12 protein-coding genes are annotated in these 14,269 nt (G+C 30.7%); all 12 read left to right on the top strand.

Annotated features, from left to right (window positions below; translation table 11 throughout):
• The first annotated feature begins 237 nt into the window (after window positions 1–237).
• Entirely contained in the window at window positions 238–636 is a 399-nt protein-coding gene (locus G9F71_RS12985; protein ID WP_164951539.1) for a hypothetical protein, read from the top strand.
• Between the two features lie 224 nt (window positions 637–860).
• Entirely contained in the window at window positions 861–2,048 is a 1,188-nt protein-coding gene (locus tag G9F71_RS12990) for a hypothetical protein (RefSeq protein ID WP_164951538.1), read from the top strand.
• 124 nt (window positions 2,049–2,172) lie between these two features.
• Window positions 2,173–2,709 carry a GNAT family N-acetyltransferase gene (locus tag G9F71_RS12995; protein ID WP_164951537.1) on the top strand — a complete coding sequence of 179 codons (537 nt, stop codon included), beginning with the start codon at window positions 2,173–2,175 and terminating at the stop codon, window positions 2,707–2,709.
• A 96-nt stretch (window positions 2,710–2,805) separates the two neighbouring features.
• Complete coding sequence (locus G9F71_RS13000) at window positions 2,806–3,744, top strand: hypothetical protein (RefSeq protein ID WP_164951536.1); 939 nt, start codon at window positions 2,806–2,808, stop codon at window positions 3,742–3,744.
• Between the two features lie 77 nt (window positions 3,745–3,821).
• Window positions 3,822–4,532, top strand: coding sequence for a metallophosphoesterase family protein (locus tag G9F71_RS13005; RefSeq protein WP_164951535.1), 711 nt, complete (start codon window positions 3,822–3,824; stop codon window positions 4,530–4,532).
• A gap of 434 nt (window positions 4,533–4,966) precedes the next feature.
• Window positions 4,967–5,869 carry a Druantia anti-phage system protein DruA gene (locus G9F71_RS13010; protein ID WP_164952548.1) on the top strand — a complete coding sequence of 301 codons (903 nt, stop codon included), beginning with the start codon at window positions 4,967–4,969 and terminating at the stop codon, window positions 5,867–5,869.
• Window positions 5,862–7,382, top strand: a complete 1,521-nt coding sequence (locus G9F71_RS13015; protein WP_224626383.1) for a transposase family protein — start codon at window positions 5,862–5,864, stop codon at window positions 7,380–7,382. Before G9F71_RS13010 ends, G9F71_RS13015 begins: the two co-directional genes overlap by 8 nt.
• A gap of 929 nt (window positions 7,383–8,311) precedes the next feature.
• Window positions 8,312–9,952, top strand: coding sequence for a group II intron reverse transcriptase/maturase (gene ltrA, locus G9F71_RS13020; protein WP_224626189.1), 1,641 nt, complete (start codon window positions 8,312–8,314; stop codon window positions 9,950–9,952).
• Between the two features lie 6 nt (window positions 9,953–9,958).
• Window positions 9,959–10,897 carry an Rpn family recombination-promoting nuclease/putative transposase gene (locus G9F71_RS13025; protein ID WP_224626685.1) on the top strand — a complete coding sequence of 313 codons (939 nt, stop codon included), beginning with the start codon at window positions 9,959–9,961 and terminating at the stop codon, window positions 10,895–10,897.
• Between the two features lie 429 nt (window positions 10,898–11,326).
• A complete protein-coding gene (locus G9F71_RS13030; RefSeq protein WP_224626386.1) occupies window positions 11,327–11,956 on the top strand; it encodes a non-canonical purine NTP pyrophosphatase in 630 nt (209 codons plus the stop codon).
• Window positions 11,957–12,606: 650 nt separating this feature from the next.
• Window positions 12,607–13,248 carry an HDOD domain-containing protein gene (locus G9F71_RS13035; RefSeq protein ID WP_164951830.1) on the top strand — a complete coding sequence of 214 codons (642 nt, stop codon included), beginning with the start codon at window positions 12,607–12,609 and terminating at the stop codon, window positions 13,246–13,248.
• 185 nt (window positions 13,249–13,433) lie between these two features.
• Window positions 13,434–14,159, top strand: a complete 726-nt coding sequence (locus tag G9F71_RS13040) for a metallophosphoesterase family protein (protein WP_164951829.1) — start codon at window positions 13,434–13,436, stop codon at window positions 14,157–14,159.
• Window positions 14,160–14,269: the final 110 nt, after the last annotated feature.

Here is a 14,269-nt window from a genome sequence, read left to right on the forward strand (position 1 = left end):
TTTGGTTTTATTGAGACACAATTTTATCATAAAGCGTAAGAGATTTTATGTTTAAAGAAAGGTAAAATCTTTGAAGAATCTGGTTTAAATGTTACTGTAGGTGATTTAATATTTGTGCACTTTGGCAAACTAGATGCTAGAACAAATACGCTTCTAGTTTGTTACTGGTGAATTAATTCATAGAAATATATAAGAGAACTATAGTTTTTAGTTACTTTAAAGGCAAGGGGGAATATAATGAAAAATAGGCACTCACTATTTATTATTAGTATCATTTTATGCTTCCTGGTTGTTTTTACATCATACATAAAATCTAAAGGAAGTATAGTTATGAATCAAGATAATACTACCGAAATTACGAAAAAACCATCAACGGAATCCTCATATTATGAATTACTTTCTTCACATAATAAAATTAGAAATATACCTTCAAAAACACTGAAAGAAATAAAGAGTAATATGGCATATGAAGAAATTATCAAGAAGTTAGGTATGACTAAAGATATAGGGAGCGGATTATTTGTTGCTGAATATATTGTAGATGATAAGTTAATTCTAAGTATTTCATTTGGCAATTTAAATGATAAATGCTTATTAGATGGTAATGAACTCTTGAAAGAAGCAAAATCCTTTTAATACTCAATATTCTTATTTTACACCGCAATTATTATATAGTATGAATTATATTCAAGGATAGAGGGAGTAGCTCTTACTCAAAGTGTAGTGTCTAAATTCCGTATAACAAAATTTTGCCATCAACACAATATGTTAGTGGAAATACCTAAGCAGCTTTAAGAGATATTAAGATAGAGTGTTCAAAAGTTATAAACAAACAATAGTAATATTGGGGGATAGTGAATATGAAAAACAAGAAACTGAATTTTTACTATTTTGGGGAGGATGGTAATTACGGCAATTATAATCCAGACTATATATGTAATAAAAACCATGCACCTCAAATATTATATTTAATTGCGTCAAATGAACCATTTTCAATATCTAAATATGAGATAGTTAAAATTCTAAATATGAGTGAGGAAAAACTTGATGATACAATTAATAACCTTCAATTGATTAATGCAATAGAAGTGAAGGATGATACATTTAGAATAAAATTCCCTGTTTTTTTAGAAGAAGATGTTATAAAAATGAAGGGGTATTTAAGTAATATAGGTCAAGTAATTGGGGACAAAATAATATCTTTAAGTAATGTTATTAACCAAAAATTATTAAATTTAGAATGTTCAAAGTATCACAGCAAAGAAAGAATACTTTATCATATAATTTGTGAAGATATTTTTGACCACACTGCCCTTGCTTTTTTTACTAAAAGGAATATTTTTTCTACATCAAAATTACAGCCTGATGATAGAACTTATATTAGAGTAGCTTATGAGGATATCAAAACAGTAGATCTCCCAAGCAGTAAGTTAATATACATTCGTAATAGTTATAGCAGCTATGGATTAAATTGGTATGGACATTCAAATGATTCAAGTAAGGACATGTACAGATTTTTTAGACTTATACAAAAGGGTATTGACAATGAAACTCCTTTTCATGACTTAAATATAGGATATAACACAATTATAGATGACATGAATAAAGAAATTGCGAGAAAGTGCGGAGAGCTAATAGTTAATGTAATTAGCAAAGATGCTAAGTGCAATGAGCTGACAGTGAAGGAAAAAAGTTTGGTTAGTATTCTAAACGAACTTGGTTATGCTGATATAAATGAGGTTAATAAATCTATATTAATAAATGTGCCATTATTTTATTCAAGCGAAAAGACAATTATTGAGGATATATCAGATACCATACTTTTGGAATTATATCCAGTGGTGAGAGAATTTTTTGAAAATTTTGAGATTAATGTATCTGATTTGACATCAATAAGGCATATGTTAGATATAAAGGAAATATCAAATGAACTATGGCATCAAATTTTCGGTTCTACTAATGAGTATTTAGTGAAAAAGAAATTTATTGAATTACCGCATAATGGAGGTGGAGAAAGTCTATACCTGAGAAGTATTACAATCATATAATAATTATGCTCATGAAAGAGAAAAAAACGAATTGCAAGTGAGGTGGGAAAATATGCATGAAAAAATAAATAAATACAATTTATTTAACGTATACACACGAAATATATTAAGGAGGAAAAAAATCATGGGAATATTTGAAAATCATATTATTAGATTAAGAGAAGCGACGCTAGAAGATGCAGAAGAATTATTAAGAGTAACAAATGATGAAGACGTTATGAAATATTATGGGATAGAGCCATATATAAATATAAAAGAAGCGGAAGAGGAAATTAATTGGTTTATAAGTCTTTTTAAAGGAAATAACGGAGCAAGGTGGGTAATAGCGGATAAAAAAACGAATAAATATATTGGAGATATTGGCGTTTTTGATTTAGATAGACAGCATAATAAAATTGAAATTGGATTTAAACTAAAAAAGGAATATTGGAACAAGGGAATAATGACTGATTGTATTTCTGAACTTTTGAAATTTAGTTTTTCTAATAAGAACTATAATAGAGTACAAGCAAAGGTCGATCCAAGAAATATAGGATGTAAAAAAACATTAGAAAAATGCGGATTTAAATTAGAAGGATTATTAAGAGAATATGAATTTGAACATGGCGATTACGTTGATTTACAAGTGTATTCAATTTTAAAAAGGGAATATAGTAAATAAGTTGAAGTTTATAAAATTATTTTTAGTCATACGAATATAAGTTAAAATTTTAGAATATTGTGTACAAAAAAGTCATAAGACGAGAGGAAGTTTAGCATGTTTGAAGACCTTAACAGGGAACTTATAAATGCCAAAGAAAAACTATTGAGAAAAAAAAAATTTCAAAGTTTGGTTAACCAGACTAGAGAATCATTACAAAAAGAATTAGATAGAAAGCTAGCGCTGGAAAATATTCTTAAAGATGAGGATAATGATGTTAAAAAACTTGAATCATTAAGTATTACTAGTATATTTTATTCCATACTTGGGAGTAAGCATCAACAGCTTGAAAATGAGAGGCAAGAATTGCTTTCTGCTAAGCTAAAGTATGATGAGTGTTCCAAATCAGTTTTAGCATTAGAGAGGGCACTTGTATCTTATAACTCCTCATTAAACAGTCTACTTGGCGTAGATTGTGAGTATGAAACTGTATTGAAGCACAAAGAAGAGTTTATACTGCAACTAAATGATGGTAATTCTCAAAAGATACTTCAACTTATAGACAACATAGCTGACCTTGAAGCACAAAAGAAAGAATTGAAGGAAGCAATTGCCTCAGGTGATGCTGTACAAATTGAACTTGGACGTGTAATAAATTCTCTTGAAAGTGCTGAAGGCTGGGGAACATGGGATATACTAGGTGGAGGTTTACTTGCCACTGCGGCTAAGCACTCACATATTGATGAAGCTAAGGAATATGTACATCATACAAAAATTGCATTGATACGATTCCAAAATGAATTATCCGATGTGAATTTAATAATGAATATAGAAATAAATATTGGTTCTTTCGAAACATTTGCAGATTATTTTTTTGATGGTCTTATATCTGATTGGGTTGTACAATCAAAAATTTGTGAATCATTAGACAGTGCAAAGCGTGTTGCAAACAATGTAGACAGTGTAATAGGTTCACTGAAAGAAAAGTTCAATAGTATACAAAATGACTTGCTTTCAACAGAAGAAAATATTAAATTGCTTGTTGAACAAGCATAGCTGAATATTGAAAAAACCCATAGAATTATAGGTTGTTTTTGTGAAAAATCTTTATAAACAGGGGAGGGCCGTATTTTATGAAAATTGCAGTAGTTGCTGATATACATAGTAATCATATTGCTTTTGAAGCAGTATTGAAGGATATAAATAGTAGAGATATAGATAGGATCTTTTTTCTAGGTGATTATATTTTTGGAGGTTATGGCTCAAATGAAACTGTTGATTTGTTAATGCGTTACCAAAAGCAAAACCAAAAACATTTAATTATATCGGGTAATATTGATGAATTAATAACTCCAATAGAAGAAAATGCTGATTGGATATATCCAGTAAATAAGCAAATATACAATGAACTAGGTACAAATCGTGTAGCATTCTTGAAGTCTCTTCCATCGAATATTTTAATAGAAGAGGAAGGAATCTCTATGTATTTGTGCCATAATCCATCAGGGATTGAAGTCTTTACAGTAGTTGATAGTTTAAAAAGAGAAAATAATAGTCCTAATATGAAAGGGCTTGCCCAGATTGCCAGTGGTATGGGAAGTGATGTTTGTATTTTGGGGCATTATCATTTGTTCATGGATGAAGAAGTAAATGGGAAAAGATTTATATGCCCTAGTTCAGCAGGAATGCCCTTTAATGGAGATCCACGAGCACAATATATTATATTAGATATTTTTGAAGGGAACATTACTACATCAAGGCAGTATGTTGAATATGACAGATTAAAACTAGTGGAATATTTTGAGAAAAATGTATATTTTCAAAAAAACGCAATTGGTCGATAAATATGGTTACTACTATATTAACAGCACATAATTACATTGATACGCAAGATCTTAGGAAGTAAGTTTAGTAGAATTAATTAAATTAGAAATATACCTTTATGTAGTATGAATTATATTCAAGGATACATGGAGTAGCTCTTGCTCAAAGTGTAGTGGCTAAAAAAATGTTTCCATTTAGAAGTATTGACCCAGTATATGTACATAATTATGTTATTGGTGCAATGTTAGCTGTAATACACATTCTGGTGAGTACTCTGTGGTCTTTTTAAAAATCCATAACATAATTTGGCGTTTACCAGAGCTGAAGCATAAAAATATAGCCCTTGTGTAGCAAGGGCTACAAAGTTTTTTTGAAAAACTTTTTCTTAAATGCCCCTGGACAACATCACAGCTCAAATGTTATGATAATATTGGAAAGGTAGGTGGGGCACAATATGGACAATATTATTATGGCATCCTCCGGACGAAATTTCACATCTGAAGATATAGATCTTATCAAATGGACACGAAAAAAATATTCGCATTTATCAAGAAAAGAATTAGCAGGTACTGTATGCGAGTTTTTAGACTGGACTACGCCAGCTGGAAGAGCCAAAACACCTCAATGCGTAGCATTTCTAGTGGAGTTAGAAAAAGCTGGAATTATTGAATTGCCACCTGTAATTATTAAGTCAAAAAAAGTATCAGTATCAATAATACCGAACTTTTATATAGATACATCCTCTATTGTAGGGGATTTAAAAGAGTTTGAACCAATAAAATTAGAGATTGCAAGAGCCGGAGCCCAATTGAAACTATGGAGAAAATATGTTAATGATTATCATATGTTGGGAGATAGGCAGGTATTTGGTTCTAGATTGTACTATTTTGTTAAAAGTGGAGACAAGAAGCTTGGGTGTCTTCAATTTTCCGCGTCAGCGTGGGCACTTAAACCACGTGATGAATGGATAGGATGGAATATTGAAGATAAAAATGTAAGGCTTCATTTTATACTGAATAACAGTAGATTTTTAATATTTCCTTGGGTTAATATCAAAAATTTAGCAAGCAAAGCATTAGCTTTATCTATAAAGCAAATTCAAAAAGATTGGCTAAGAGAATATTGTTATGCGCCAGTGTTATTAGAGACATTTGTAGATACTTCTCAATTTGCGGGTACATGCTATAAGGCCTCAAATTGGACTTATTTAGGTGAAACCAAAGGTCGTGGCAGAATGGACAGAAAAAAAGAAATGCAGCTACCACCAAAAGCTATCTATATGTATCCACTGCAAAAGGATTTTAAGGATTGTCTTAAAGGACTTAAACCATGCAAGGTGGTGAACCCTGATGAATAGAACAGAAGAACGACACAAAAAAAGAAAACAGGAACAAGACCTTAAAATTAAAGAATTAGAATCAAAAGGATTTACTATTTCAAGACAGGAGTATAGAAAAAAAAGAAATATAGCTAATAAAAAATGTAGCTACAACAAAGCTCAGGAAGAAATGGTAGATAGGCAAGAAACCACAGAAGCAGCTCTAAAGGTTTATAGAAGGTTGTTACCAACACTTCTTAAAAATTTAAGCAAAATTAAAGACCCAAGACAAACTAAGAAAACAAAACATAGTTTAACAGTACTTATGATATACGGAATATTGATGTTTGTATATAATATGTCTTCATTAAGAAATGCTAATAAAGAAATCAGTTCACCAATATTTTTTGATAACATGAAAGCTATGTTTCCAGAGTTTGAAACTATGCCACATTCAGATACATTAAGCAGACTTTTAGAGAAAATAAAGGTGGAAGAAATAGAAGAAAGTATGTTGGTGCTATTTGAAGAACTTATTAAAAAAAAGAAATTTAAAAATCATTTGATAAATAAGAGATATGTCATAGCTATAGATGGCACTCAGAAATTCATGAGAACTGAAAAATGGTCACAAGAATGTTTGGAGCGACATGTTGGTAAAGAAAAACAAGAACAATATTATGTATACGTGCTAGAGGCAGTGGTTATTTTTGATAATGGGATAACTTTACCATTAATGAGCGAATTTTTAAACAACGATGAATATAAAGATGTTAGCTCTGATAAACAAGACTGTGAGCGCAAAGCTTTTTATCGGTTTTCTAAAAAAATAAAGGCAAGATTTCCAAAACTTAAAATTGCAGTAACAATGGATGGTCTTTACGCTTGTGGACCTGTAATAAAAATTTGCCGTGATTATGGCTGGGATTTTATGCTTGTATTCAAGGAAGGATCAATGAAAGATACTTGGAAAGAAGCGATGGGGCTTATAAGACTTACTCCAGAGAATACAATTAAGTACAATTGTGGAGCTAGAAATCAGGTTTATAGGTGGATTAATGACGTTGAATATACATATGGTGATAATGGTAGAAAAAAAACAATACTACACGTAGTAACCTGTGAAGAAACTTGGGAAGAAACAAGTAGAACTACTGGTAAAATTGAATCAAAATCGACTAGATATATCTGGATATCTGGGAAAGAGCTTACGAAAAGCAATGTGGAAAATCGTTGTATTAAAATTGGTCGGTATCGTTGGAAAATTGAAAATAATTTTCTTGTAGTGAAACATCAAGGATACCAATATGAACACTGCTTTTCCTACAATTGGAATGCTATGGTTGGATTTCATAATCTTATGAAAATAGGTAGATTCATAAATGTGTTACTTGTAAACAGTGAATTTTTAGCAGAAAAGGTTGATGGGCTAGGTATACGTGGTCTAATAACTTTTATTTTCAAAGCATGTACAGGATATATGCTTGATATGGTACGCCTGTCGGCAATATCAAAAGACGATAGTTATCAGTGGAGATTAGTTAGACAATAAAACTCGCATTGGTTCTTAAGGGCTACGCCCGTAGGGAGGTGGAGTGAAATGAATGCAAATGATTATAGCCACTCTTTTGAGGGCATTTTTGTCGTTCATTTTTTACTAAGAGCTAAAAATAATAATATAATGAAGGTTACTTTAGCAAGAATAATTACGCAAAATTAAAAATAATACCAGTAATTCATAATTTAACATGAAATTAGTGCTTTTTGAAAAAATCATGCTTCAGCTCTGGGCGTTTACCAAATAAGTATAAAAGAATTGTTATTTGTGATAAAATAAGAATAAGAATAAGAATAAGAATAAGAAATTGTACTGATTGGAGGGGAATAAAATGCCTTTTAATAGATTAAAACCAACAAATGATTTTATTTTTCTGTGACGAGAGGTCGGTTTAAAAGCTGCCTAAGTATTAACTAAACTTTTGGGCTATCCCTACCATTTGGGGTAATGCTACCACAGGTGCATTTTTGGCAACAGAAATGTACTAAGCTGTTGGGACAAAGCGGGAAAAATGGGAAACCTTATCCTATCTACTGCAAGCATAAATGATGTGTTATGAACAGGATAAACAAACTGTTGCAAGGCTCGTTAAGTCAAACAAGCGAAAAAAGGTTGACACGCTTGGACAAAAAAGGTGAGAGATAAGGGCATAATGTCTGAAAATGCAGTATGCAAGATGGTCAGTATCTCCGGGCTATAGACAGGTTCTAAGGCACATTGAATTGGTTTTAAACTGGAACTCGGTAAGCCCTATACAGGCCCTTTTTTTTATGGGAAGTAGAGGGTATAGGAAAGTATAAAAAGCGAAAGATCTTCTGTAATGGAAGGTATAACTCTTCAATATTTGGAGTGATCCGAAAGGATGCTGACTTATACTATGGTGCTTGATTACATTAAAGGAATGAATCTTACGAATAAGGGAGATGTGTATACTGTTAATTAAACAGACTGCAAACTTAGACGAAAAACAAGCAAGCTTTTATTGGAAAAGCATTGATTGGAAAAACATTGAAAAATTCGTTAATAAGATTCAAGCTAGGATTGTAAAGGCGACTATTAATAAAAATTGGAAACTTGTAAAAGAATTACAGCGAATGCTGGTTCATTCCCACTATGCTAAACTAATGTCAGTAAAACGTATAACAACAAACAAAGGTAAGAAAACACCGGGCATAGATAATATACTCTGGAATTCAGCAAAGAAAAAATGTGAAGCAGTAAAGTTGCTTAACAGTAAGAACTATAAACCTAAACCATTAAAAAGAGTAAATATACGAAAACAAAATGGGAAATTGAGACCGCTTGGAATAGCTACAATGCATGATAGAGCTATGCAAACATTATATATGATGGGATTGGATCCTGTTGTAGAAAGCATGAGTGACAAAACATCATTTGGATTTCGAAAAAACAGAAGTTGTGTAGACGCTATGTCACAAATATTTATAAACTTTAGTCGCAAGTCATCCCCAACATGGGTTCTAGAAGGAGACATCAAAGGCTGTTTTAATAATATATCACATAAATGGCTAACAGATAACTCTCCTATGGATACTAATGTATTAAATAAGCTTATTAAATCTGGATATGTATATAAGGGGAAACTATTCTCTACAAAAAGCGGAACCGCACAAGGTTCTCCAATTAGTCCTTGTTTAGCTAATTTTACTCTTGATGGTATAGACGAATTATTGAAAAGCACATTTAAAAGAAGTACAAAAATCCGAAATAATGAAAGACCCAAGGTTAATCTAATCCGCTATGCGGATGACTTTATTGTTACAGCTCCCGACAGTGAAACTGCTATAAAAGCAAAAGAAATAATAAAAAGTTTTTTAATCCAAAGAGGGCTAGAATTGTCAGATGAAAAGACAATAATAACTCATATAGATGAAGGCTTTGATTTTATTGGATGGAATATAAAGAAATATAAAGGTAAGTTGCTGATTAAGCCATCTCAAAAATCAATTAAAAGGGTAATAAGTAAAATTAGTGCGATTATAAAGGGGAATAAATCAGTAGAACAGGATATATTAATAATAAAGTTAAATCAAATAATAACTGGATGGAGTAATTACCATCAATGTGCTGTATCAAATGATATATTTCAAAAGATAGACCATATTACATTTCAAATGTTATGGAAATGGGCAAAAAGGAGACATCCTAACAAAGGCAAAAGATGGATAAAATCAAAATACTGGAAAGTACACGGTGCTAGAAATTGGGTATTCAAGGATAATAAGAAGCTGATTTTAATGAGTGATAAGAAAATAATCAGACATATACCACTAAAGCTTAATAAAAATCCATATACTGATACTCAATATTTTGAAGAGCGAAAGTACAAATTGGGAGCAAAGAAGCTAACCGGAATATTTAAAAAATTATGGGTAAAACAGAATGGAAAATGTACTATATGTGGATTATCAATGGACACTGCTGAAGAAAGAAGTATAACATATAATAATAATAATAATAATAATAATAATAATAATCCTATTGGAAATAAACAAAAGGATAAAGTATTATTAGCACATAGGGCTTGTACTTTAACCAATTGACCAATTATTAATAGAAACCGGCATTTTCATGCTAAAGAATGCTTTCAGGGGCTTGAGCCGTATGAAGGGAAACTTTCAAGTACGGTTCTTAGACGGGAAAGTGGAAGTAATTCCACCTACCTAGTCAGCAAGCGATTATTCGGAGAAATAGAAGCTAAGGAAAATTTAATATCCTTATTAAATGCAATATTAAAATTTCCAGAGGATAACAAATTAAAAGACATAACAGTTATTGAAAATAAGGAATTAGCAAAAGAATTAATAAATGATAAAACTGGAAGACTTGATGTTAGAGCTGAAACATTGGATAATACACAAATAGATATTGAGATTCAACTAATTGATCAAAAGAATATAGTAGAGCGAATGCTGTACTATATGTCAAAAATGTATGTGGAACCTATAAAAGCTGGTGGAAAATATAAAGATTTAAAAAAGACCATAGTAATAGGTATTTTAGATTTTGATTATTTTCATATTGAAAAATTTCACTCAACATTTCATTTTTATGAAGATGAACTAAAATCATTCATGTTAACGGATAAACTAGAAATAAATTTCATAGAACTTCCAAAGTTTAAAAGAGGGTTAAAAAATATAAATAACCCTTTAGATAGATGGTTAATGTTTTTAGAAGAAGATACTTCTAATGATATGTTAAAGGAGGTTTTAGCGGTGGATTCTGTTATAAGAAAAGCTGAAGAAAGACTAGAATGGTTAAGTAGTGATGAAGAAACAATAAAACTCTACAAAGCAAGAGAAGAATCTCTTATTGAAAAGATGAGTTTACTAGACGAAGCAGAGGAAAGAGGAATTAAAAAAGGAAAAATAGATATGGCAAAAGAAATGATTTTAGATGGGGAAGATATAGAAAAAATCAAAAAGTACTCTAAACTTAATGAAAAAGATATTGAAAAATTGAGAAGAGAATTAATGCCTCAATAAACAATGAAAATTGTACAAATATAGATAAAATCGGGTAACAACATCTAACAAAATACTACCGTTCGCCTTGGCTGAACGGTGTTTTTTTATATATTTTTGATTAATAATATTACATATAATTTAATTATATATTAAACAATATAGCGCCATCAGTAAGGAATGCTCCTTCTTAAACTTTATATGAAATCATAAGAACACTTCAATAAGTATGCAATCTATTTGAAATGTTTCATATATTGAAATGTTGAAATTTTGACATATAAAAAGTATAATAATATCACCAAAGCCTATTAAATCTCTAAATAATTTAAGGACATTGTTTCATGAACTGGGACACGCGATTTTATATTCATTAAATAAAGAAGAAAGATATTTGAAATTATAACCTTAGAGTATACACTTTGTGCTAAAGAGGAAGGAGTTGATTTTATGAATTTAATATATGGAACATATAATCCCTCTAAGCTAGAAAGCATGATAAAGATGCTGGACGGATTGAATATTAGTATTACTGATCTTGGAACTCTCGGTATGGAATTAAAAGAGGCTGAAGAAACTGGGAAAAATCCATTATCAAATGCAACACAAAAAGCCCTGGCTTATTTTGAACAGATTAAACAACCCATATTTTCTTATGATACTGGATTATATTTTGAAGGTGTTGATGAAAAAGACCAACCCGGTGTACTTATAAAAAGAATTCATGGAAACAATTTGACTTATATAGAGATGCTCAGTTACTATAGCAATTTAGCAACAAGATATGGCGGTAAGTTAATTGCATATTATAAGAACTCCATATGTTTGGTAATGGATGAGAATAATATTTATAAATATGACGGTGAAGATATATATTCCGAAAAATTTTATATTGTAGACAAACCACATAAGAAATATAGAGAAGGTTTTCCGTTAGATTCATTATCTGTAGAGATGGAAAGCATGAAATATTATTATGATTTAGAGGGTAGTAAAAGTGAAAATTTAGGTGTTATTTCCGGGTTTAAAAACTTTTTTATTAAAAGTCTATATGATTATTTAAATACTAATTCATTTTAGGTTCAACTTCACTATTTCTATCTCTAGGTATATTAAGATCTACTGCTCCAAGTTCTGAATCCATCTCTGTTTCTAATGCCTCCTGAAGAACATCTCTGAATATATTCTTCGTAGAATTTAGAACCTCATTTGGGCTTATAAACTTTTGCTTATCGATATAATTTCTTAAAATTTCCCTGGAAATATATTACATGAGAATACTCTTCCTTACAATGTTTTATAATTAACTTATCTTAATTATTGCTAAGAAAGATTACTTTTTATTCTATTCACATAAAATTATTTACAGGCTCCATAATTTCAAGAATACAGTTTGTAAGGGAAGTCATTTGGCTTCCCTTAGTTCACGTTTTAATAAGAACTTTAAACTCCTTTAGTTTTATATCAGAAAGAGATGTATGTGTCTGACCCAATAAATGTTTTGCTTTTATAGTGCCCTTCAATTTTCATATAGCTTTGTGTAAATTTATGGTTTATAATCTATATATAGGGTAACAGTTGCCCTACCGGCACTGCCCATTTAGAACCATGGAACGTTGTGCGCAATTTTAAATAAAAAAAGTGATTGATAATTTTTTTGGATTTGGGTTTATTGAGGCTTAATTTTATTTAATTATGTAATAAATTCTACTAAAGGGAGATGTACATATATGAAAAAATGTTGTGAACAAGGAATACCAACAATAGAAGAATCCAAAATATTGTTAAAGGAAGCAGAGATTTTATTCCCAGGACCATGGGTACAACATTCAATTTTTACTGCCCAGGCGGCAAAACTAATAGCAGAAAATTGTGAGGAGTTGGATTCAGAGGCTGCTTATATATTAGGACTGCTTCATGATTTCGGAAGGAGAGATAGCCTTAAATATGGAATAACAACTATGGTACATATGTTGGGTGGGTATAATTATTCTAAAAAACTAGGCTATGATTTATTAGCAAAAATTTGTATGACTCATTCTTGCCCGACTAAAAGTATTTATGATATTGATGACGTTGTAAATAAAAACTGCAGCGATGAGGAATATAAGTTTGTTAAAGACTATTTTAATATCGTTGAATATAATGATTATGATAAATTAATACAATTGTGTGATGCATTAGCATTGCATAATGGTTTTACACTGATAGAAAAAAGACTGATTGATGTTGCCCTGCGACATGGAGTGAATGAATATAATATTCCAAAATGGAAAGCCTTCATGGAACTAAAAAAATATTTCGAGGGAAAAATGGGCAAATCTATATACAGCATACTGCCAGGTGTTATTGAGAATACTTTTGAATTTTAAAAAGATAGACAAGCTGCACCTAGGAAGCTAAGTCAGCTCTCTGCAGGCTTCTCGTCATTGAGAATTTGAAATATTAAAGGGCATAGTTATTATAAAACCAAAGTTACAAGGCAATAAATAAGATTATTGTTTGAAATAGAATTAGGATGATTCTAAACGTAATTATAAAAAATGAGGAGCGTAATATGAAAAGAATTGCAATAATATCAGATATTCATGGAAATATTCCAGCACTAGAAGCTGTATTAAAAGATATCGATAATAGAGGTATTAAGACAATTTTTTGTCTCGGTGATTTAGCTGGAAAAGGTCCTAGTTCAGCAGAAGTAGTAGATAAAATCAGAGAACATTGCGAAGTTGTACTTAAATGTAATTGGGATTATTATATGACAGAAATAGATGATAATGAAGTTTTGATGTGGCATCAGAAAAAATTAGGAGTTGGACGATTAGAGTATATGAAGGAGTTACCAATATATAAAGAATTTTATATCAGCGGAAAGTTATTAAGACTATGTCATGCATCTCCAAATGATCTTTTTCATAGAGTCTACCTTTCAACTAAGCAAAGTGAACGGATGAAATTGTTTGCAGCAACGCCAACTCTTAATGCTGAAGCAGATGTAATTGGATATGGTGATATACATGGTGCTCATATAGATAATTTTGATGGGAAAACCATTTTTAATGTTGGAAGTGTTGGTAATCCACTTGAAATAACCCAAGCTTCCTATGGAATAATTGAAGGAAAGCTGAATAGTAAGGCTAAATCATCATTTACTATTTCTCTTGCTAGAGTACCCTATGACATAGATTTAGCAATTGAGCATGTTGAATTAACAGATATGCCAGAAAAAAAAGAGTATATTAACGAATTGAAGACAGCAATATATAGAGGTTCAAAAGCCTAAGAAATACGTCCTGTAACAAAATCTTTCTTATATATCGAAGGTATAAGATGAAAATTTATGTTTATTGAAGCTAATCCTAACGATAAGATTTATAGAGATTTAAATGAAAT

Origin of the sequence: Clostridium sp. FP2 (assembly GCF_011065955.2) — a bacterium.
In the GTDB taxonomy this organism is placed as follows: Bacteria; Bacillota; Clostridia; order Clostridiales; family Clostridiaceae; genus Clostridium_AD; species Clostridium_AD tagluense.

What these genes read in the sequence shown, in the direction of transcription:
- G9F71_RS13005 (WP_164951535.1), top strand. Translation starts at nt 3,822, where the DNA reads ATGAAAATTGCAGTAGTTGCTGATATACATAGTAATCATATTGCTTTT.
- G9F71_RS13010 (WP_164952548.1), top strand. Translation starts at nt 4,967, where the DNA reads ATGGACAATATTATTATGGCATCCTCCGGACGAAATTTCACATCTGAA.
- G9F71_RS13030 (WP_224626386.1), top strand. Translation starts at nt 11,327, where the DNA reads ATGAATTTAATATATGGAACATATAATCCCTCTAAGCTAGAAAGCATG.
- G9F71_RS12990 (WP_164951538.1), top strand. Translation starts at nt 861, where the DNA reads ATGAAAAACAAGAAACTGAATTTTTACTATTTTGGGGAGGATGGTAAT.
- G9F71_RS13035 (WP_164951830.1), top strand. Translation starts at nt 12,607, where the DNA reads ATGAAAAAATGTTGTGAACAAGGAATACCAACAATAGAAGAATCCAAA.
- ltrA (WP_224626189.1), top strand. Translation starts at nt 8,312, where the DNA reads ATGTGTATACTGTTAATTAAACAGACTGCAAACTTAGACGAAAAACAA.
- G9F71_RS13015 (WP_224626383.1), top strand. Translation starts at nt 5,862, where the DNA reads ATGAATAGAACAGAAGAACGACACAAAAAAAGAAAACAGGAACAAGAC.
- G9F71_RS12985 (WP_164951539.1), top strand. Translation starts at nt 238, where the DNA reads ATGAAAAATAGGCACTCACTATTTATTATTAGTATCATTTTATGCTTC.
- G9F71_RS13000 (WP_164951536.1), top strand. Translation starts at nt 2,806, where the DNA reads ATGTTTGAAGACCTTAACAGGGAACTTATAAATGCCAAAGAAAAACTA.
- G9F71_RS12995 (WP_164951537.1), top strand. Translation starts at nt 2,173, where the DNA reads ATGGGAATATTTGAAAATCATATTATTAGATTAAGAGAAGCGACGCTA.
- G9F71_RS13040 (WP_164951829.1), top strand. Translation starts at nt 13,434, where the DNA reads ATGAAAAGAATTGCAATAATATCAGATATTCATGGAAATATTCCAGCA.